This window comes from Nocardiopsis alborubida (assembly GCF_012396365.1).
GTDB classification, from domain to species: domain Bacteria; phylum Actinomycetota; class Actinomycetes; order Streptosporangiales; family Streptosporangiaceae; genus Nocardiopsis; species Nocardiopsis alborubida.
The window spans coordinates 268907-288506 of the sequence record NZ_JAAXPG010000004.1 but is presented as its reverse complement, the minus strand read 5'-3'; the positions used below and the strand labels follow the sequence as shown (position 1 = coordinate 288506).

The following is a 19600-nucleotide window of genomic DNA, read 5'->3' as shown; positions in this document are numbered from 1 at the left end:
GCCGCCCGGCGCGCGGCCGGTTCAGGGAGTGCGCTGCCGGGGGATGGACGGCAGCTTGTCCGGTGGCAGTGCCTCCAGCGGTGATCTCCACACGACCGGGTGGAGGCGGCGGTGCTCCCAGGGGGTGCGGCACACGCGAACCCGCGTGCCCTGCTGGGCTCCGTAGACCTCCTCGTGCTGCCAGGTCGAGCCCAGGTAGCGGACCCTTACCCCGTGGGCGCGCGCCCAGGCGTGCAGGGCCTCCCTGCTCTCGACCTCGCGCACCTCGAACACGGTCCTCGGTTCGCGGCGCGGCTCGGGTACGGCGGTCATGGCTGACGTTCCTGGCGTTGGTCGGCCTCGCGCAGTTCGTGCGCGGCCTGGGCGGCCAGACGGGCGAGCTTCTCCAGGGCGGCGACCCGCGCGGCGCGGCCGTGCGTGCTCCAGCCCGGGGAGAGGTCGACGTGGCAGGCGGCCACGGCAAGGGAGGCGAGGGAGCCGGAACCGTTGGCCTCGCGGCACAGGCGGACGTCGTCGCACGTCAGGTCCGTGATGGTGACGGCGATGGTCGCGGACATCATCGCTTCGCCTCCCGGAGTACCTGGTGTGCGGCGCGCACGATCGGGAGGGCACCCGTGGCGACGCTGACCCATGCCGTGGGAAGCACGGTCAGAAAGGGACGGGTGCGGCGGCTGCGGCTGCGGCGCGACCGGAAGGCGAGGGAGTTCACGCCCTCACCCCCTCGAAGGTTCGGGCGGCCTGGATGGCCTGGGCGGCCTGGGCGGCCTGGGCGGCCTGGGCGGCGTGCCACTGGCGGACCACGGCGGCGAGGCCGGTGAGGTCGGCGGGGTTGGCCAGGTCGCCGGGCGGGCGCGATGGCGGTGCGGTCGGCGCGATGACGTGCAGGATGTCGCCCGCGAGGTGGTCGGGAACGGATCGCTTATCTGCTCGCGTCTGCTCCCATGCCCGGTAGTAGGGCGGGATCAGGTCGCGTTCCACAGGGGGTTCGACGGGCTGTGGGGGAAGGGGAGGCGGGTCCTGCCACTCCCAACGGCGGCGCACGGGCGGGCGGCGCCGCGGGGCTCGGGTTCGAGCGGGAGGCGGCACGGACCGCGCGTGGCGGCCCCGGGCGGGCGGGGCTATCGCCCGCCACAGCATGACGAAGAACTGGATCAGGTATCGCACGAGGCGACTCCTCAGTCGGGCGCCGGATGGGTGGTCCGGCAAGGGCACTTAGGTGCCTCCATGGTGACCCATCGTCACCGAATCTGCAATATCCACCTGACATGAATAATAAGATCAAGGTGAACCAGTCGATACATGTGGATGGTGCGAACAATGTCTGCTTCGCGTGCACGGAGCGTAGGATCGAAGGCCAAGAAGCCCGCCCGACCAAGGAGTCCTGCGCCGTTGCCCGCCTCCCCCACGTTGAGAAGAAAGCGCCTGTCGCGGCAGCTCGACGCGCTGCGCGAGGCGAACCATCTGACCGTGGACGCCGCCGCGAAGAAGGCGAAGGCGCTCCGTCCAGACCGGCCGTGGTCAGCCGCCAAGATCACCAGGATGGAAAACGCGGACTGGAAGAGACTCCACACCGATGACGTCCTCACGCTCCTCGACGTCTACGGGGTGACCTCCAAGGAGGAGCGCACCTCCTACGTGCGCACCGCGACGGAGGCATCCCAAACGGGCTGGTGGACCAACTACGGCGACATCTTGGGCGCAGGTCTCTACGTGGACCTGGAGACAGAGGCGATCCGTCTTCGTACCTACGAGTGCCTGTACATTCCTGGCCTGCTGCAGACCGAGGAGTATGCGCGCGCCGTCATCAGCGCTGGCACCTCGGACGAACGAGAGATCGAGCGCCGGGTTGAGGCGCGCATGATGCGGCAGACCTTGATGGAGCACGGACAGGGTCCGCGGCTGTGGGCGATCATCGACGAGGCGGCCTTTCACAGGATTCCGCCTGAGGTCGTGGACGGACAGATCCAGAAGCTCCTTGACGCACAGCTGCCGTCGCGACGGGTTCAGATCCAAGTGCTGCCCTACAGCGTCGGTCCGCATGCCGCGATGACGGGCCAGTTCGTCATCATGGACTTCCCCGCTGACCCGAGCACTCTCTACCTCGAACAGGCCATGAGCAGTTTGTTCCCCGAGGATTCAGTGGTCCTGGAACACTACGAGGGTCTGTATGACCGTGTACACGCGCAAGCGCTGTCCGTGGATGACTCGCGCCGCTTCATGCAGGAACTCATCACCAAGTAACCGCCCGGTACCGGTAGAGGACGCCGATGCTTACCCACAGCTCCACCCACCTGACCTTCCGCAAGTCGAGCTACTCCTCCGCGCAGGGCGAGAACTGTGTGGAGGTCGCGGACCTGCCCAGCGGTGCTGCGGTTCGCGACAGCCAGAACCCTGCTGAGGGACACCTGGCGTTCTCCTGCAGTCAGTGGACGGCGCTCCTGGGGACTGTGCGCTCCAGCAGCCTGTAGACCGCCCACGAAGAAGGCCCCCGACGACGTGCGTCGAGGGCCTTCCCCGTGCTTATACCTAAGCACCCGCCACGGAGTGTACTCGTGTTCGCGTCCTTTCGACTAGATACCGCCCCCGGGAGACGAGCCTGCACGAAACGAGACACGGTCACACCGGGGCCGCCACCAGGCGGGTGGGCTCGTCGAGCCACACCTCCTGGCCCTCGGTAGTGACTGTCAGCCCGAACCGGGCCCGGCCGGGCTGACCCCAGCCGACCCAGGTGAGGTAGGCGCGCTCCAGTTCCTCCCACAGGGCCCGAGGCCCCTGCTGCTCGACGCCGCACCGCGTGTACCGCGGATCGTAGGCCACGCGTGCGGCCGACCCGTTGCCGTCCCAGAGCCAGAGCTGGAACGTGCCCGCCTCGCCGTTCGCGCCATGCCCGAACAGACCCGGGAGCATTCCCGCGATGGCGACGTGCGCACCCGGGTCGGCGCCGACAACGCGCCGCGGATCGAGCAACGTGGAACCTTCCCGCCAGTCGCCGCCCTCGTCGGCCGCTGGGGCGGGCGGGCGCTGGGAGCGCAGCATCATGTACGTGCTGCCGTTGGTGAACCGGCCGACCGCACAGCCTTCACCGATGACGGTGAGTCGGGTCTGGTGGCCATGGCCGAAGCCGGGCACCCATGGCAGGACGATGCGACCACCGGGCCGGGTCTGCGCGACCCAGGCGCGCGGGACGGTGCGGACGCCACAGGTGACGTGTACACCGTCGTAGGGAGCCCCGTCCGCCCAGCCGTCCGTGCCGTCACCGACGATGAGGGTCGATGTCAGCTCGGCGCGCTCCAGGTTGGTGGCGGCTTCCTTGGCGACCTGATCGTCGACCTCGATGGTGGTGACCGCCTCCGCTCCCAGCTCGGAGGTGAGCAGGGCGGCCGTCCATCCGGTGCCGGTGCCGACCTCCAGGACCTGGTCGCCCGGATAGGGGTCCAGCAGTTCCAGGAAGTCGACCACGATCCCGGGGGCCGACGCGGAACTGGTGTAGTCGCCGACGCCCACGGACAGCTCGGTGGCGCCGTCGTCGAGCTGGGTGACGATAGCGGTGTCGGTGTACACGGCGGTGCGCCAGGCGTCGGGGGCGGCGTCACGGTCGATCGAGTACGGGGGTGAGCCGTCCACCGGCACGGCCATCGCAGCGGCCGGGATGAACAGCTCCCGGGGGACGGCGGCCAAGGCGGCGTGCCAGCGCCGGTCGGTCAGGTACCCCGACCGGCTCAGGTCGTCCGCGAGGGACGCGGGGCCCGTCATCCCTTGGGCTTCTCACGGGTGCCGCCGCCAGGTGTCGGGGAGTCCGGCGAAGGCGGTTCGGGCTCGAACGGCCTGCTGGGCTTGGGCTGGCCCTCATGCTTGGCCATGGCGCTCCTTACACAGGGGAACAGGTCACACAGAGGGTAACCCTCCTGCCACTACCTGCCATAGGAATCGGCCGGTCTCGGACAGCGCCGGTTGCGCGGTGCCGGACCGGGGTAGCGCTGGCTCTCAGCCGTTCGTGTCTGCCGCCCACCCTGTGGCGACCGCAGCCTGGCCGTCGAAAATCTCCACGGGACCATCCCCGCATACGCGGGGAGCACGGACCTGGTCGTAGGTGGTGCGGGGGATGTCGAGGACCATCCCCGCGTGCGCGGGGAGCAGTCCTGGTGGACAGCGATGGCGCGGAGGCTGCCGGGACCATCCCCGCGTGCGCGGGGAGCAGGGGCACGGTGGGGCGGAGGTCCTCGGGGTGGTGGGACCATCCCCGCGTGCGCGGGGAGCAGCCCGCTGAACGGGTCCGGGGGCAGGGGCGGCTGGGACCATCCCCGCGTGCGCGGGGAGCAGATGGACGTAGTCAGCGCACCCAGCTCGACACCGGGACCATCCCCGCGTGCGCGGGGAGCAGTCAGCCTCGGGGAGGGTCACGGTCGGGTCGTCGGGACCATCCCCGCGTGCGCGGGGAGCAGAGCTTGGGCAACCTGGCTTCGGGTGTGGCTGGGGGACCATCCCCGCGTGCGCGGGGAGCAGTCCGCGACCAGCGTCCCGCCGTCCACCTGGTCGGGACCATCCCCGCGTGCGCGGGGAGCAGCCGTGACCTCTACCGTCAGCTCCTGACCGACCGGGACCATCCCCGCGTGCGCGGGGAGCAGGGGTGATCGGCGCGGTAAAGGCGATCTCGCTCGGGACCATCCCCGCGTGCGCGGGGAGCAGGGCCGCGCTCGTGTCCGGATCGACGATGCTGAGGGACCATCCCCGCGTGCGCGGGGAGCAGGACCTCGGCGACCCACGCGGCCCACACACGGCGGGACCATCCCCGCGTGCGCGGGGAGCAGTGAGCGCAACCCCGATGATCGGCGGGGTCACCGGGACCATCCCCGCGTGCGCGGGGAGCAGGCGGAAGCACCCAGGTATCTACGATCCGGCGTGGGACCATCCCCGCGTGCGCGGGGAGCAGTGCTCCTGGGGGAAGTCGTCGCCCTGGTCCTCGGGACCATCCCCGCGTGCGCGGGGAGCAGCGGTCAGGCGGGTCCGGGACCAGCGGCGCGCCGGGACCATCCCCGCGTGCGCGGGGAGCAGACTCGCTGAACTGGGAACTTACCAGCGGCAAGCAGCCGAATTTCCAACTTCCCGAGAAACAGACATTCCACCCACAAAGCCGAGTCCGATCCAACCGATGATTCCACACAGGCCCACGCGTTCACCGTGCCGAACGGGCACACGATCAGCGAGCCGCCCGGAACCAGGAAGTCACACCCCTGCGACACCACCGATGACGTGCGGGTGGCCCCTGGGCTCCTCCCCCTCCAACGGCAACTCCACCACGGGCACGTACCGGCCGACCGCCTCCCCGCCGTACTCGTCGCTGTAGCCGAGGACCCCGCCGCCCGCCCGGACCTCGTGGGCGCTGTTGAGCAGCATCAGCTGGGAGGCCACCTCCTCCGCGGTGGGCGGGCCGCCGTCCAGGTCCATCCCGTTGGTCATCCGCACGGCGCTGGCCGCCACGGCGAACGCGTCGTGGTTGACCAGGGCGTATCCGTTGTTGAGGGCGTCGGGGTCATCGTCCCCGACGTACTCGTGGAAGGCGTTCACGAAGGACGCGTAGTGCGGCGGCGCGTCCTCGGGGGCCTGTCCCGCGCTCCAGCGCGGGTCGACGGCCGAGGCGTAGACCAGCGTGATGTCCCCGTCGCGCAGGTACCCCATCACCTCCTCGTCGTCCATGGCGGTCAGGCCGACCACGGAGAACAGCACCCGGAAGGGCTGGTCGGAGCAGGCCCGGCTGGCCAGGGAGGCGAGGAACTCCTTGAGGTCCGGGGCGCGGCCCGCGAAGAGCACCGTGTCGGTGCCCGAGGCGCACACGTTGAGGGTCACCGTGTGGAACAGGCCCGCCCGGGGAGGGTCGCCCACGGTCGTGCCGATGTACTCCTGGGGGTGCCCGGTGATGTACACGCCGAGCTGGTTCTCGTAGGCCTCCCTCAGGGAGGAGACGAACAGGTCGGGCTCGTTGGCGTCGTAGACCAGGCTCGCCCGGGGCGTCTCCTCCAGGTCGTCGAGGTAGGCGCGCAGCGCCCGCACGTACTCGGTGTTGCTGGGCGCGGCGCGCATCAGGCCCGGCGTCTCGGGGTGGGCCAGGCCGTCGGCGGTGACCGCGGCGGAGACCATGGGGATACCGTGCGCGTCGAGGCGGGCGGCCACGTCCCGTGTGGAGCTGACGCTCACCCCCATGCCGATGACCGCGACGAGGGGGTTCTCCTCGTCCTCGGCCATGGCGACGAGTTCGTCCACCACCGGATCCCAGCTCTCCTGCTGCCCGCCCATGTTGGCGAGGTGGAGCTGGATCGCCGGGCTCTGGTCACCGAAGTGGGGGGTGTGGTTGGCCCGCATCTGGGCGGTGTGGGCACCCTCCAGGGACCTGACCATGCGGACGGGGTCCATGGGACTGACGTCGCCGAAGGTGAGCGTGCCCAGGAGGGCGATCCGGACGACGTGCCCGTCGGACTCCTCCGCCACCCGGGCGTTCTCCGCGGTGATGGCGGCCTGCACCTCGGCGTACTCCTCGTGGTAGGGGTACGACCCGTCGGTGACGCCCACGCACTGCCCCTCGGACAGGCGCACGCCGCTTCCGGGCCCGCCGCAGGTGAACACGTCCCAGTAGAGGGCGACCGGGACCAGCAGCAGGAGCGCCAGAGCCGGGACGACCAGCTTCCACCACCGCCGCAGCCACCTGCGGACGAGGGAACCCGGGCCGCCGGGCGGGTGCGGCGACAGGTGTGCGTCATGGGGGCCGGTCATGGTCGTCCCTTCGGTGATGGGCGGTCGCTCATGCCTTGGCGCCGAACTTGGCGACCAGCCGCAGGTGCCACGCCGCCTCGTCGAAGATGTGCGCCGCTCCCTTCGGGGCCCGCCCGGCGAGGTCGTTCAGCGCCATGTGGCAGACCGAGTGCAGCGCCCCGGAGCGGAAGAGGTCGGGGTCGTTGAGGATCTGGCGGGCCGCGACGAGTTTGAGGACGGTCTCGGTTTCCTCCGCGCCCTCCGCCCCCTCCTGGGCCGCGTGCCGCTGCCAGGTGTGCGTCCACGCGTCCAGGAGCGGGAACGACGGGCGGACCCGCAGGGGCGCCGCGGTGACGCCCCGCAGCAGGCGGACCCACTCCTCGCCGCCGATGTCGGGGGCCTTGAGCCAGCCCTGGAGGTGCCAGGCAACGCGGGTGAGCTGCCCCGCGCAGAGGCGGTGGTAGATCGCGCACTCGGCGGAGCGCCGGTTGTCGGACTCCCCGCTCTGGTAGTGGTCGGCGAGCCTTCGGTGGACGGCGTCCCAGTTCCCCGGGGCGCCGCTCGGGCGCCGGGCCAGGCTGCGGGACAGGAGGCGGCGCAGCACGGTGGTCGTCTCCGGGGCCGCGCGGTCCCACAGCGGGTGGTCGAGGAGGCGCTCCTCCTCGACGCGTTCGGTGAGTTCGCCCGACCGGTTCAGCCACAGCCCCGCGTCGGGGTCCCTGGCGGCGGAGCAGGTGATCAGCGCCTCCCTCAGGCGCTGGTCGAGGCGGTCCGGTTCGACGCCGAGGGCCGTGGTGAGCATGGCCTCCTCCACGGTCACGGCGGACTCCAGCCTGGTGACCGGGTCGACCGGGCGGTGGGCGAGCGCGGCGTGCAGGCTGGTGCCGCGGACCGCGACCCAGGCGTCGGCGAGCTGGGCGGTGGTCCCGGGGTGCCCCCCGGTGAAGTCCGCGAGGAGGTCGACGATCTCGTTCGAGACGTGGCCGCTGCCCTTGGTCCGGGAGCGTGCGCGCGAGAACAGCTCGCCGACGGCGCGCCGGTCCAGCGGGGCCAGGGCCGAGAAGCGCATGTACTGCCGGATGTCCTCGTAGAACCGTTCGAGGGGCACGCCGTCGACCGTCTCGGACGTGGTGGCGACCACGGTGAGCGGCTCCGGGAAGCCGACACCGCCGAAGAACCCGCTCCGGGCGAAGGGCGCCGGGGCCTCGGCCAGGGACCTCAGGAGCACGGGCCCCACGCCCTGGTCGGCGTTGTCCAGCAGCAGGACCGGGGTGGGCTGGTAACCCACGCGCCTGGCCGCGTGCTGGAGGTCGGTGAACAGGGCCTCGCTCAAGAAACGGCCCACCTTCTCCCGGTTGGAGATGCGGGACACGGCGTCCACCGCGTCGGGCTCGCGCGCCTGGAGCCACAGGTGGTACAGGGAGTCGGCCACCTGCTCCCGGGCCTGTCCGCCCTGGCCCTGGGCTCGCATCCACTCGAAGACCCGGTCCAGGACGCGGGCGCCCACGCCCGACACGGCGGCGGCCCACCGGGCCAGGTCGACGGGCAGCGAGTCGACGCCGACCAGTTCGGCGGGCGGGATGAGGTCGCCCGCCTCGCTCAGGAACCTGCTCAGCCGCCCCATGCCGCTGGGCCACACCTGGTCCACCAGGGCGGTGATCTCCGCGTGCGCCCGGTCGTTGCGGCTCCTGATGTCGCCCTCGTCTCCCGACGCCCCGTCGGGGTCGATCTCCAGGCGGATGGTGATCAGACTGATCCAGAGCCGGGGGAACTGGAGGCGCCCGTAGTAGCGCAGGGCGCGGGCGAGGCCCTTCTCCTGGTGGGAGGAGATCGCGGCGAAGGCGTCGGGGACGCTGGAGTGGTACCTGACGTCGGCGAGGTCGAGGTGGGCGTAGGGGACGCCGAGCCTCTCCAGTTCACGGGCCTTGTGCAGGGCGAAGTGGGACTTGCCGTACCCCCGGGGGCCGTGGACGAGCAGGACGGGGCGCCTGCGGCCCGGCGGCCCCGACCAGCCGGGGTCCACGAGTTCCTTGTAGCAGGCGGCCTGAGCCTCCTGTCCGACCGGCGTCTCATGACCGTCCGGCATCTGCGCGCCACTCGACACGACCCGATGGCCTCCCTTTGTCCGCGCTCGCTCCGGCACACCACCGACATATGATGCGCGCCCTGTTCTGATTTATGGCTTTATCGGTTTTTTGTGACGTACGCGTTATGAGAATCCTCCCCATAAGAGCACTCTGTTCTCTTTTGTGGGATTTGGTATTGGTGTTGCTGCTGTTACTAGTGAGACTTAAGGGCACACGAGAAATGCGTGCTCCGGAGTTGTCCACAGAAGAAGAAGGCGGCTTCCGCCGCGGCGGCGGGCCTGTTCTCATGAGAATGACGGAACGATCCGAACGGAGGACTCCGTGACCGGTACCGAGGCGGCGACCGCTCCCCGCCCGCCTGTCGCCCCCGGCCCGCGCGTGCCCGATCCCGGGACGCCGGACGCCCGCGGGCCCTGGCGCTACCTGTGGTGGCTCATCGCCTCCCAGCCGTGGAGGGTCCTGGCCGGGGCCTTCTGGGGAACCGTCTGGATGATCGGCCTCATGGTGATGCCCTACCTCCTCTCCCGCGCCGTCGACGACGGACTGCGGGCCGGGGACCGGAGCGCACTGCTGCTGTGGGCGGGAGCCCTGGCGGGCACGGGTGTCCTCAACGCGGCCGTGTCGATCATGCGGCACCGGACCATGACGCTCGTGCGCATGGACGCCTCGCTGCGGACCATGCGCGTGGTGGCCGGACACGCGGCCCGGCTGGGCGCGGCACTGCCCCGGCGGCTCTCCTCCGGGGAGCTGTCCACCGTCCAGGTGCTGGACGTGGGCCGGATCGCGCAGACGCTCACCATGACCGGGCCGGGGGTCGGCTCGGTGATCGCCTACGCCTCGGTCGCGGTCCTGCTCCTGACCGTGTCACCCCTGCTGGCGGCGGTCGTGCTGGTCGGCGTGCCGCTGCTCGCCCTGACCGTGGGACCGCTGCTGCGCGGCCTGCGCGGAGGACAGAGCGGCTACCGGGAACGGGAGGGGCTCCTGACCACCCTGGCGGGCGACATCGTGGCCGGGCTGCGCGTGCTGTCCGGCATCGGCGGCCGGGAGCGGTTCGCCGCCCGCTACCGGGAGCGCTCGGCCTCGCTGCTGCGCCAGGGGTACCGGCTCGGCGCGACCAGCAGCTGGTTCGAGGCGGTCAGCTCCTGCCTGCCGGTGGTCTTCCTGGCGGTGGTCACCTGGATCGCCGCCCGGCTCGCGGTGGCCGGGGAGATCACCGTGGGGGAGGTGGTCGCCGTGTACGGCTACGTCGCCGTCCTCATCATGCCGGTGTTCTTCCTCGTGGAGGCGGCCAGCGACCTCACCCACGGCCACGTGTCGCTGGAGCGGGTGGTGCGGCTGCTGCGGTCCGGGCCCGCGCTGTCGGAGGGCGGCGCCGCCGCTCCCCCGGAGGGGCCCGCCGAGCTGGTGGACCCCGAGAGCGGAACCCGGGTGCCGCCGGGGTCGATGACCGCCCTGGTGTCGCTCCGGCCCGGGGACGCGGCGCTGGTGGTGGACCGGCTGGGCCGCTACACCGACTCCGACGCCACCTGGGGCGGCGTGCCGCTGCGCGACATGGACGTGGAGCGGGTGCGCGACCGCGTCCTGGTCGGCGACAACGAGTCGTACCTGTTCGCCGGTCCGCTGCGCGAGGTGGTCGCGGTGCACGGCGACCGCACCGACGAGGAGGTCATGGAAGCACTGCGGACGGCCGGGGCGCTGGACGTGGTCTCGTCCCTGCCCGACGGGCTGGACTCGGCGGTGGAGGAACAGGGCCGCAACCTGTCCGGCGGGCAGCGCCAGCGGGTGCGGCTGGCCCGCGCGGTCCTGGCCCGACCGGAGGTGCTGCTGCTGGTCGAGCCCACATCCGCGGTGGACGCGCACACCGAGGCGCTGGTCGCGGCCCGGCTGCACGAGGCCCGCGGAGGGCTCACCACCGTGGTCGCGGGCACCTCTCCCCTGCTGCTGGCGCGGGCGGACCGGGTGGTGCTGCTGGACGGGGGGCGGGCGGTGGCGGTGGGCACTCACGGGGAACTGGTCGCCACGCGGCCGGACTACCGGGCGCTGGTCCTGCGCGGAGCGGACGAGGAGGGCCGGTCGTGAGCACGGAGGCGGGGAAGAGCACGGGGCCCGGGGCAGCCAGGGAGAGCACAGGCCCCGGGGAGGGGGCGGGGACCGGCGGAAGCGCGGGAGCCGCGGCGGGCGGAGGGAGCGTCGGGGGTGTCGACGGCGGGGGGAGGACGCACGCCGGAGAGGAGGAGCGGCTGCCGGTGGCGGAGCCCGCCCAGGCGCGCCGGGACGCCTGGCGGCTGGTGTCAGCCGACCGCGCGGGGCTGATCGCGACGCTCGCGCTGACCTGCCTGGCCAGTGCGGCCGGACTGGCCGGACCCTACCTGCTGGGACGGATCATCGACCTCCTGGAGGCCGGTCGGGCCACCGTCGCGGCGGTCGACGGGCTGGCCACCGCCGTCCTGGCCTGCGCACTGGCACAGCTGGTGCTGACCCGGTACGCGCGGCTGGGCGCGTTCCGCTTCGGGGAGCGGGCACTGGCGCGGCTGCGCGAGGAGTTCGTGGACCGGGTCCTGGCCCTGCCCGCCCGCGTGGTGGAGCGGTCGGGCACCGGGGACCTCACCAATCGGGCGTCCGGCGACATGGGGGTGGTCGCGACGACCCTGCGCGGTGCCGTCCCCGACGTGTTCCCCTCCCTGCTGCAGATCCTCTTCCTGCTGGCCGCGGTGTTCTGGCTCAGTCCGTCTCTGGGCGTGCTGGTCCTGGTGGGCGTGCCCCCCGTCTGGTGGGCGCTGCGCTGGTACCTGCGCCGGTCGCGCGCCGCCTACCTGGCCGAGGGGGCGGCCGCCTCGACCGCGCTGGCGGGGGTGACCGCCACCGCCGAGGGCGGGCGCACCGTGGAGGCGCTGGGGCTGCGCCGGGAGCGGGTGGCGCGCACCGACCTCGACACCCTGGAGCTGTACGGGGCGCGGCGGCGCACCCTGCGCCTGCGGTCGGTGCTGTTTCCCGTCGCCGACGTCGCGTTCTCCCTGCCCGCCGTGGTGGTACTGCTCGGCGGCGGCCTGCTCCACCTGGAGGGCGGGGTGAGCCTGGGGGTGGTGGTGACCTGCTGCCTCTACATGCGGCAGATGGAGGAGCCCGCCAGCGGGATCCTGTACTGGGTGGAGCAGTTGCAGCGCGGCGGCGCCTCGTTCGCGCGGGTGCGCGGCGTGGGCCGGGTGGCGGCTCCGGTCGGCGCGGCCCCGACACCCGTCGACGACCGGATCGAGGTCCGCGGTGCCCGCTACGCCTACGTGGCGGGAACGGACGTCCTGCGCGGGATCGATCTGACGGTGCGGCCCGGAGAGCGGCTGGCGGTCGTGGGTCCCTCGGGAGCGGGCAAGACCACGCTGGGTCGGCTGCTGGCCGGAGTGGACGCCCCGGATTCGGGGAGCGTGCTGGTGGGCGGGGTGCCCGTGGCCGGCCTCGGCCCCGAGGAGCTGCGCCGCCGCATCGTCCTGGTCAACCAGGAGCACCACGTGTTCGCGGGAACGCTGCGCGAGAACCTGGCCCTGGCCTCGGAGGAGGCCGACGACGCCGACCTGCTGGCCGCACTGGAGGCGGTGGACGCGGACTGGCCGCGGGAGCTGCCGGAGGGGCTGGACACCCCGCTGGGCGCGGGCGGCACGGCGCTGGACGCCGCCGGAGCACAGCAGCTGGCCCTGGCCCGGGTGGTGCTGGCCGACCCGCACACGGTGGTGCTCGACGAGGCCACCTCCCTGCTGGACCCCACCGCCGCCCGGGCGGCGGAGCGCTCCCTCGCGGCGGTGCTGGGGGGCAGGACGGTAATCGCGATCGCGCACCGGCTGCACACCGCGCACGACGCCGACCGGGTGGCGGTGGTGGAGGGCGGCCGGATCACCGAACTGGGCGGCCACGACGAACTGGTGGACGCGGGAGGCGCCTACGCGGCTCTGTGGAGATCCTGGCACGGCACCGCCTGAGATCCCGGACCTGGAACCAGTGGAGACCACGGTGGGGCGAGGCCGTGCGCCCCTCCCCGACTCACAGCTTGAAGACCACCACGCGGTCACCGCACAGTTGGTCCATGTCGTCCTTGTCGGAGGTGAAGACGGTGACGGGCTCCTTCTGGCGCAGGGCGACCGCGGCGAGAACGGCGTCGATCGCGTACTTGTGCCCGTGAAGTCCTGCGGATCTCAACAACTGGATCGCGTCGTTGGCGATCTCCTCGGTCACCGGCTCCACATGGATACGGGACAGAGTCCACTGCCAGGCCGCCTGACGAGCTCTCATGTCGTACGCCTCGATCAGAGTCATGGCCGTGGTCATGACCCTGATGCCCGCCCGGTTCGCGTCCTTGAGCCGAGCGCCCATACGGCGCTCTCCCCCCGCAGCCCGGGACAGCGCCTCACTGTCGAGGAGGTAGATCTGTTGGACGTTCATCCAGCCTTCTGAAGAGGGTCGCGTTTCCGGGCGATTTCGGCATGGCGGCGCTCGATCTCACGGCGCTCCGCCTCGGCCTCGGCAAGTTCCTCATCAGTGATGGCCCCGTACTCGGACTCCCACCACTCGACGTACTCGTGGAGACGGTCGCGCTCGTGCTGACGCTCAACGGCCTGAGTGACGTAGCGGCTGAACCCACCGGGACCCACCTCCGTGCGGATGGCCTCGGCCAGTTCCTCCGGAAGGGTCACCGTGTACTTCTTGGTTGCCATACCACTGACCATACCTCGCACTCCGGAAGTTGCCGGTTACTTTTTCGTGAGCCTAACGAGGGCGAGTTCCTCACCGTTGGGGTTTCCGAGAATTGCCAGATGCGGAGCCCTTCGCGGTCGGGCGGGGCGGATCACCCGCTCGGCAGGCGGGGCGGGCCCCGGTGTCAGCCAGCGGTCGGGACGCCTCGCCCGGAGTCGGAGCGTCCGTGTCAGTCGAGGACGCTCCTCCCGGCGCGGACACGGGCGAACACCAGGCGGAAGGAGAAGAAGGCCGCCGTGAACCAGACCAGGGCCGCCAGCACCATCGCACCCAGCGCCGTCAGGACTTGGACGGCGGTGCCGCCGCCCTCCACCAGCCGGACCGCCTCCAGGCCGTGGGTGGCGGGCACCGCCTGGGCTATCCACCGGACCGGAGCGGGCCAGTACTCCAGCGGCACCATCGCCCCGCAGAACGCGGTGACGTAGAGGGTGGCGATGGTGCTGATGACGTTGCGCGCCTCGGAGAAGACCAGTGCGACCGACCCCAGGAGCAGGGTCATGCAGTAACTGCTCAGCGCGGTCAGCGCCGCGACGCCCACCAGGACCGGCACCTGCCACGGCTCCCAGACCACCCCGAAGAAGGGCGGTACGGCCAGCAGGGCGATCGACGTGGTGACGGTCGCCGAGGCGGGCCACTGGAGGCTGCGGCCGAAGAAGAACAGGCCTGGCTCGACCGGGGAGGCCGCTAGCAGGCCCAGCGTTCCCTGGTGCTTGTCCCAGCAGGTCGAGGCGGTGGCCAGCATCGTCTCGGACACGCAGATGAGCACCGCGGCGCCGAGGACGACGTAGGCGGTGAACTCGGGGTCGCCGACCAGGACCCCGACCAGGCTGTAGAAGACCACCTGGGTCAGCAGCCGGACCAGCCATCCGAAGAGCCAGGTCCGCCAGGTGTAGACGAAGGACATGTCGGCGCGGGCCAGGACGGCGGCCCGGCGGACCGTGGTGGCGGCGTGCGTGATCACGGCTTCTCCCTCAGATCCGGGACAGGGTTCCCTCGGCGCGGGCGCGCCGGAGGAAGCGGACGAGGGTGGCCGACCCGAAGGCCAGGGCCAGGGCGCCCAGGAGCACCACCGCGGCCAGCCGCGGCGCGACCGACTCCACCGGTCCGGGTTCGAGCGCGTCGCGCATCAGGTCCGCTCCCCAGGAGAGGTAGAGCACCCGGCTCAGGCCCTCCAGCCAGCCGGGGAAGAGCGCCACCGGGACCATCACGCCGCTGAGCAGGAACACCGGCATGGACAGGGTGTTCTGCACGATCCGGGCCCCGGGCGCGGCGATGAACAGCGCCGAGAGCGCCGTCGCCGTGGCCGCGGTGGACAGGGCCGTCGCCACGGCCGCGAGCATGAACACCACCGGGTGGTGGACCGTGACCCAGAAGCCGAAGAGCAGCCCGGCCACCCCGACGGACAGCGCGAAGGCGGGAACGGAGACCAGCATCGCGCCGCACAGGCGGCCGAAGACCAGCATCGGGACGGACACCGGCGAGGCCACCAGGGGTTCCAGGCGGCCGTTGTCCCGGTCGTCGCTGATCATCTCCCCCGCGAACATCAGCGCCGCGGTCCACAGGGTCATCAGCGTGGGCGCGACCACCGTGTAGGAGGCCAGGTCCGCACGGCCGGAGTACAGGACCATCGACAGGAAGACGGCGGTGAAGAAGGGCGCTCCGACCAGGGCGAAGTAGCTGTCCACGCTCCCGGCCATCCGCCGGGTCTGGAAGGAGAAGCCCAGGCCGAAGCCGAGCGCGAGGGACCTCACGTGTCCACCGCCATCCCCCGGTCTCCGACCAGGTGCAGGTAGACCTCCTCCAGGCTGGGGCGGCTCCGCGACACGTCACCGATCCCGGCGTCCACCAGGGCGCGCAGCACGGCGAGCGTGGCGTCGGGGTCGTCGGTCTCCACGCGGACCCCGTCGCCGTCCGCCTCCCGGACCGACACCACGCCGGGCAGGACCGCCAGCCGCTCCCGGAGGGGACCGGGCACACCGCGGGCGTCCACCCGCTCGTAGGAGGAGACCAGGCGGCCGACGGTCTCGGGGCTCTCGGTGAGCACGAGGCCGCCCTGGTCGATGAGGGACACCCGGTCGCTGAGCGCCGCCGCCTCGGCCATGTCGTGGGTGGTCATGAGGATGGTGCGTCCGCCGCTGCGCAGTTCCGCGACCAGCGCCCGGAAGTCGCGGGCGGCCACCGGGTCCATGCCGACCGTGGGTTCGTCCAGGATGAGCACGCCGGGGTCGGAGACCAGGCCGCGCGCCAGGTGGAGGCGCTGCTTCATGCCCCGGGAGAAGGCGCCGACGCGCTCGTCCGCCCGGTCGGCCAGGCCCATCCGCTCCAGGAGTTCGTCCACCCGGCCGCGCCGACGGGCGCCCCGGAGGCCGTACACCCCGGCCCAGAAGGTGAGGTTCTGCCGGGCGGTGAGCCGGTCGTAGGCGCCCTTGTCGCCGCCGAACACGATGCCGAGGGAGTTCCGCACCCTCGCGGTGTCGGTGACCACGTCGTGGCCGAGCACCCGGACGGTGCCGGAGGTGGGCAGCAGCACGGTGGAGATGATCTTGCACAGCGTGGTCTTGCCCGCGCCGTTGGGGCCGAGCAGGCCGTGCACCTCGCCCTCGGGGACCTCCAGGCTGACGCCGCGCAGCGCCTCCAGCTCCTCACCTCCCCCGCGCCGGTAGACACGTCTGAGGTTCGTGATCTCCAGAGCACTCACGTGCGCTGACCTCCGGGGGGTCGGGGGGAGGCGCGCGGAGCCGGGTACGGCGCCGACACCAGATATCTCTACGTCGAGATACCTTGCTCATCCTAGGTGACGGACCGATCCTCGCGCGTGTCCGGTTCCGGCCACAAGGGACTTTGCGCCTCCGCACCCCGACCGGAGGCCGCGTCCGGACTGTCTCCGACCTGCGGCACCATGGAGGCGACCACCGCCGCCGACCCCGAGGAGCTGCCATGTCCGACCAGCGCTGTGCCTGGGCACGGGGGTCCTCCGAGCTGATGCGGGACTACCACGACCACGAGTGGGGCAGGCCCTCCCGCGACGACGCGCACCTGTTCGAGATGCTCGTCCTGGAGGGCGCGCAGGCCGGGCTGTCCTGGTCCACCGTGCTCAACAAGCGGGAGAACTACCGGCGGGCCCTGGAGGGCTTCGACCGGGAGCGGATCGCGGAGTACGGCCAGGAGGACACCGACCGGCTCCTCCAGGACGCCGGGATCATCCGCAACCGGCTCAAGGTGGCCTCGCTCCCCCGCAACGCCCGGGCCTTCGGGGACGTGCGCGAGGAGTACGGCACCTTCGCGGCCTACCTGTGGGACTGGGTGGACGGAACGCCCGTGGTCAACCGCTTCACCGAACCCTCCGAGGTCCCGGTGAGCACCCCGCTGTCGGACCGGGTCAGCAAGGACCTGAAGAAGCGCGGCTTCACCTTCGTGGGCACCACCATCGTCTACTCCTACCTCCAGGCCGTGGGCGTGGTCGACGACCACCTGGCCGCCTGCCCGGCCAAGCCCGCCTGACCGCCGACACCGACCGCTCGGGCCTCGACCCGGCGGCGGCTCGATGGTGGGACACCAGTGGCTCAGTGGGACACGGGCGGCCCGGTGGCGGGGCGCCGCCCCGCCACCGCCCCCGTCAGTCGACCCCGGACGCCTCCACCGGGGCGTGCCCGCGCTCGGTCCGCCACCAGCGGCCCACCCCGACCTCGCGCAGGAACGCGTGGTCGTGGCTGGCCACCAGCAGGGCTCCCCGGTAGTCCGCGAGGGCCTCGGCCAGCTGCCGCTGGCTGTCGAGGTCGAGGCTGTTGGTGGGCTCGTCCAGCACCAGCAGCCGGGGAGGTTCGTCCGCCAGCAGCAGCCGGGCCAGCGCCACCCGGAACCGCTCGCCCCCGGAGAGGTCGCCCGCCCTCTGGTCCACCCGGTCCCCGCGGATGAGGAAGCGGGCCAGACCGGCCCGCACCCGGTGCGGCGTGGCGGAGGGCGCCGCCGCGCGCACGTTGTCGAGCACGCTCAGGCCGTCGTCCAGCACGTCCAGCCGCTGCGGCAGGTAGCCGATCCGGTCGGCGGCGTGCACCACCTCGGCCTGCGGGTGGCGCCCCCGGCCGACCACCGCCCGCAGCAGGGTGGTCTTGCCGGACCCGTTGGGCCCGACCAGCGCCACCCGTTCGGGCCCGCGCAGGTACAGCCGCCCACCGTCCGGAGTGCCCAGCTCCAGGACGCCGTGCCCGGTGGGGACCTCGGTGCCGGGCAGGGCGATGCGGATGGTGTCGTCGTCGCGGACGGCGTCCTCCGCCCGGTCCAGCTCCTCCCTGGCCCCGACCAGTCTGGCCTCCTGCATGATGCGGTGCTTGCCCGCCGCCACCTGGGCGTCGCGCTTGCGCTGCTTCATGACCACGCGGGGCTCGCGCTTGGTGTCGTACATCTTCTTGCCGTAACGCACCCGCCGGGCCAGCTTGACCTGGGCGTCGGCGAGCTGGCGCTTCTCGCGGCGCACGTCGGCCTCGGCCACGCGCACCATGCGCTGGGCCGCGTCCTGCTCAGCGGCGAGCTGTTCGGCGTAGGCGGAGTAGTTGCCGCCCCACACGCGCACCCTCCCTTCCCGGAGTTCGGCGATCTGGTCGACGCGTTCCAGGAGTTCGCGGTCGTGGCTGACCACGACGAGCACTCCCTGCCACGACGCGACCGCGTCGTGGAGCCGCTCCCGGGCGCGGCGGTCCAGGTTGTTGGTGGGCTCGTCCAGCAGGGTGACGGCGGGGCGGCGCAGCGCCAGCCCCGCGAGCGCGACCAGCACGGCCTCCCCTCCGGAGAGGGTGCCGACGGGGCGGTCCAGCGGGGCGTCCCCCGCCAGGGCGACGCCGAACCGTTCGAGCTGGGCGAGGGCGCGTTCCTCCACGTCCCAGTCCTCGCCGACGGCGGCGAAGTTCGCCTCGGTGGCCTCACCCGCCTCGATGGCGTGCAGCGCGGCGCGGGCCCGGTCGACGCCCAGCAGTTCGGCGACGGTGCGGCCGGTGTCCAGGGTCAGTCCCTGGTCCAGGCAGCCGACGTCGCCGTCCACGGACACCGTGCCCGACGCGGGGGTCAGCCGCCCCGCGACGAGGCGGAGCAGGGTGGACTTGCCGCTGCCGTTGCGGCCGACCAGCCCGGTCCGCCCGGCGCCGAAGGCGGCGTCCAGGCCGGTCAGGACGGGCGTGCCGTCGGGCCAGGCGAAGGACAGCCCCGTGCAGACGACGGAGAAGGCAGAAGACATGCGGACCTCTCGATGGTGGTGGAGAACTGCCGGGAACCCTGGGTGCGGCGGGAACGGCCCATCGTGATCTCCTCCTTCGAGAGGGCTTGATGCGACTGTTGTCGCGATAAGGAGCATGACACACGAAGACAGCAAATGCAACTAGAGTTGCGTTATGACCTCTGACACGGGAACCCCGGGCGCCGCCAGGCCCGGCGGCCGCACCGCCCGCAACACCGCCGCCGTACTCCAGGCCACCCTCGACGAACTGGGCGAACACGGCTACGCAGGACTCACCGCCGAACGCGTCGCCACCCGCTCCGGCGTGCACAAGGCCACCGTCTACCGCCGCTGGGGAGGGGTGGACGGACTCCTGTCCGCGGCGCTGGAGTGGTCCACCACCCGCGACTGGGCACCCGAGCGCACCGGCTCCCTGCGCACCGACCTGCGGGCCCTCAACGCGACCGTGCTGCACGGCTTCACCGAGGCCCCCGAGGGCGCGATGTCCGCGGCCTCCGTCGCGGCCGCCTTCGCCTCCCCGCGCGTGGCCGGGGCACTGCGCGTGTTCATGGCCGACCGCCACGCGCGCGCCGCCGTCCTGGTGACCGAGGCCGTCGCCCGGGGCGAGGCCCCCGAGGGCACCGACGCCGAGGAGGTGGTGCGCTCGGCGGTCGCGCCGGTCTACTACCGCCTCTTCGTCAGCCGCGAGCCCGTCACGTCCGCCGACCTGGACCTGGCCGCCCTGGTCACCGCCGAGGCCGCCGCCCGGGGCGCCTTCGTCCGCACGTCCTGAACCGGGGCCGCCCAGGCCCCCGCGCCCCGG

General features: G+C 72.2%; 18 protein-coding genes and 1 CRISPR repeat array. Of the genes, 6 read left to right on the top strand and 12 right to left on the bottom strand.

Going from position 1 to position 19600, the window contains the following annotated elements; translation table 11 throughout:
- Positions 1-21: 21 nt before the first annotated feature.
- The 3 genes from HGB44_RS06415 to HGB44_RS31820 all read right to left on the bottom strand — a co-directional run bounded on the left by HGB44_RS06415 (position 22) and on the right by HGB44_RS31820 (position 1164).
- The gene (locus HGB44_RS06415; protein WP_061082164.1) at positions 22-312 is read right to left on the bottom strand and encodes a hypothetical protein; all 291 of its coding nucleotides are present in this window, start codon (positions 310-312) and stop codon (positions 22-24) included.
- The gene (locus HGB44_RS06410) at positions 309-560 is read right to left on the bottom strand and encodes a hypothetical protein (RefSeq protein WP_061082163.1); all 252 of its coding nucleotides are present in this window, start codon (positions 558-560) and stop codon (positions 309-311) included. Before HGB44_RS06410 ends, HGB44_RS06415 begins: the two co-directional genes overlap by 4 nt.
- A gap of 145 nt (positions 561-705) precedes the next feature.
- Positions 706-1164 carry a hypothetical protein gene (locus HGB44_RS31820; RefSeq protein WP_231972546.1) on the bottom strand — a complete coding sequence of 153 codons (459 nt, stop codon included), beginning with the start codon at positions 1162-1164 and terminating at the stop codon, positions 706-708.
- Positions 1165-1389: 225 nt separating this feature from the next.
- Here HGB44_RS31820 and HGB44_RS06400 point away from each other — a divergent pair, with 225 nt between their 5' ends.
- A complete protein-coding gene (locus tag HGB44_RS06400; RefSeq protein WP_168443972.1) occupies positions 1390-2241 on the top strand; it encodes a DUF5753 domain-containing protein in 852 nt (283 codons plus the stop codon).
- Positions 2242-2267: 26 nt separating this feature from the next.
- Positions 2268-2468, top strand: a complete 201-nt coding sequence (locus HGB44_RS06395) for a DUF397 domain-containing protein (protein ID WP_061082160.1) — start codon at positions 2268-2270, stop codon at positions 2466-2468.
- A 148-nt stretch (positions 2469-2616) separates the two neighbouring features.
- Here the strand turns inward: HGB44_RS06395 and HGB44_RS06390 are convergent, their stop codons facing one another.
- The 3 genes from HGB44_RS06390 to HGB44_RS06380 form a co-directional block, all read right to left on the bottom strand.
- On the bottom strand, positions 2617-3753 hold the full coding sequence (locus HGB44_RS06390) for a methyltransferase domain-containing protein (RefSeq protein WP_061082159.1): 1137 nt from the start codon (positions 3751-3753) through the stop codon (positions 2617-2619).
- A gap of 294 nt (positions 3754-4047) precedes the next feature.
- Positions 4048-5052: a CRISPR direct-repeat array (repeat unit 29 nt; unit sequence GGGACCATCCCCGCGTGCGCGGGGAGCAG).
- Positions 5053-5223: 171 nt separating this feature from the next.
- Entirely contained in the window at positions 5224-6765 is a 1542-nt protein-coding gene (locus tag HGB44_RS06385; protein WP_061082158.1) for a type 1 periplasmic-binding domain-containing protein, read from the bottom strand.
- Positions 6766-6793: 28 nt separating this feature from the next.
- The gene (locus HGB44_RS06380; protein WP_231972545.1) at positions 6794-8848 is read right to left on the bottom strand and encodes a hypothetical protein; all 2055 of its coding nucleotides are present in this window, start codon (positions 8846-8848) and stop codon (positions 6794-6796) included.
- A gap of 304 nt (positions 8849-9152) precedes the next feature.
- Between HGB44_RS06380 and HGB44_RS06375 the strand changes: the two genes are divergently transcribed.
- Both HGB44_RS06375 and HGB44_RS06370 read left to right on the top strand, forming a co-directional pair.
- Positions 9153-10910: an ABC transporter ATP-binding protein gene (locus tag HGB44_RS06375; protein ID WP_231972544.1), complete on the top strand. Its 1758-nt coding sequence runs from the start codon at positions 9153-9155 to the stop codon at positions 10908-10910.
- A 167-nt stretch (positions 10911-11077) separates the two neighbouring features.
- Positions 11078-12799: an ABC transporter ATP-binding protein gene (locus HGB44_RS06370; RefSeq protein WP_325096939.1), complete on the top strand. Its 1722-nt coding sequence runs from the start codon at positions 11078-11080 to the stop codon at positions 12797-12799.
- 61 nt (positions 12800-12860) lie between these two features.
- Here the strand turns inward: HGB44_RS06370 and HGB44_RS06365 are convergent, their stop codons facing one another.
- From HGB44_RS06365 to HGB44_RS06345, 5 genes are all read right to left on the bottom strand, one after another.
- A complete protein-coding gene (locus HGB44_RS06365) occupies positions 12861-13259 on the bottom strand; it encodes a type II toxin-antitoxin system VapC family toxin (protein WP_061082156.1) in 399 nt (132 codons plus the stop codon).
- A complete protein-coding gene (locus HGB44_RS06360; protein ID WP_061082166.1) occupies positions 13256-13531 on the bottom strand; it encodes a hypothetical protein in 276 nt (91 codons plus the stop codon). The genes HGB44_RS06365 and HGB44_RS06360 overlap by 4 nt, the downstream gene beginning before the upstream one ends.
- A 209-nt stretch (positions 13532-13740) precedes the next feature.
- Positions 13741-14532 carry an ABC transporter permease gene (locus HGB44_RS06355; RefSeq protein ID WP_061082155.1) on the bottom strand — a complete coding sequence of 264 codons (792 nt, stop codon included), beginning with the start codon at positions 14530-14532 and terminating at the stop codon, positions 13741-13743.
- Between the two features lie 10 nt (positions 14533-14542).
- Positions 14543-15322: an ABC transporter permease gene (locus HGB44_RS06350; protein WP_082768503.1), complete on the bottom strand. Its 780-nt coding sequence runs from the start codon at positions 15320-15322 to the stop codon at positions 14543-14545.
- Positions 15319-16269, bottom strand: coding sequence for an ABC transporter ATP-binding protein (locus HGB44_RS06345; RefSeq protein ID WP_061082154.1), 951 nt, complete (start codon positions 16267-16269; stop codon positions 15319-15321). The genes HGB44_RS06350 and HGB44_RS06345 overlap by 4 nt, the downstream gene beginning before the upstream one ends.
- A gap of 239 nt (positions 16270-16508) precedes the next feature.
- Between HGB44_RS06345 and HGB44_RS06340 the strand changes: the two genes are divergently transcribed.
- Positions 16509-17072, top strand: a complete 564-nt coding sequence (locus HGB44_RS06340; RefSeq protein ID WP_061082153.1) for a DNA-3-methyladenine glycosylase I — start codon at positions 16509-16511, stop codon at positions 17070-17072.
- A gap of 115 nt (positions 17073-17187) precedes the next feature.
- Here the strand turns inward: HGB44_RS06340 and HGB44_RS06335 are convergent, their stop codons facing one another.
- Complete coding sequence (locus HGB44_RS06335) at positions 17188-18798, bottom strand: ABC-F family ATP-binding cassette domain-containing protein (protein ID WP_061082152.1); 1611 nt, start codon at positions 18796-18798, stop codon at positions 17188-17190.
- Between the two features lie 154 nt (positions 18799-18952).
- Between HGB44_RS06335 and HGB44_RS06330 the strand changes: the two genes are divergently transcribed.
- Entirely contained in the window at positions 18953-19570 is a 618-nt protein-coding gene (locus tag HGB44_RS06330) for a TetR/AcrR family transcriptional regulator (RefSeq protein WP_061082151.1), read from the top strand.
- The last annotated feature ends 30 nt before the right edge of the window (positions 19571-19600 follow it).

Excerpts from the sequence above, each read along its gene's own strand:
- HGB44_RS06415 (WP_061082164.1), bottom strand. The coding sequence starts at position 312 with ATGACCGCCGTACCCGAGCCGCGCCGCGAACCGAGGACCGTGTTCGAG.
- HGB44_RS06410 (WP_061082163.1), bottom strand. The coding sequence starts at position 560 with ATGATGTCCGCGACCATCGCCGTCACCATCACGGACCTGACGTGCGAC.
- HGB44_RS06395 (WP_061082160.1), top strand. The coding sequence starts at position 2,268 with ATGCTTACCCACAGCTCCACCCACCTGACCTTCCGCAAGTCGAGCTAC.
- HGB44_RS06390 (WP_061082159.1), bottom strand. The coding sequence starts at position 3,753 with ATGACGGGCCCCGCGTCCCTCGCGGACGACCTGAGCCGGTCGGGGTAC.
- HGB44_RS06385 (WP_061082158.1), bottom strand. The coding sequence starts at position 6,765 with ATGACCGGCCCCCATGACGCACACCTGTCGCCGCACCCGCCCGGCGGC.
- HGB44_RS06365 (WP_061082156.1), bottom strand. The coding sequence starts at position 13,259 with ATGAACGTCCAACAGATCTACCTCCTCGACAGTGAGGCGCTGTCCCGG.
- HGB44_RS06360 (WP_061082166.1), bottom strand. The coding sequence starts at position 13,531 with ATGGCAACCAAGAAGTACACGGTGACCCTTCCGGAGGAACTGGCCGAG.
- HGB44_RS06340 (WP_061082153.1), top strand. The coding sequence starts at position 16,509 with ATGTCCGACCAGCGCTGTGCCTGGGCACGGGGGTCCTCCGAGCTGATG.
- HGB44_RS06335 (WP_061082152.1), bottom strand. The coding sequence starts at position 18,798 with ATGTCTTCTGCCTTCTCCGTCGTCTGCACGGGGCTGTCCTTCGCCTGG.
- HGB44_RS06330 (WP_061082151.1), top strand. The coding sequence starts at position 18,953 with ATGACCTCTGACACGGGAACCCCGGGCGCCGCCAGGCCCGGCGGCCGC.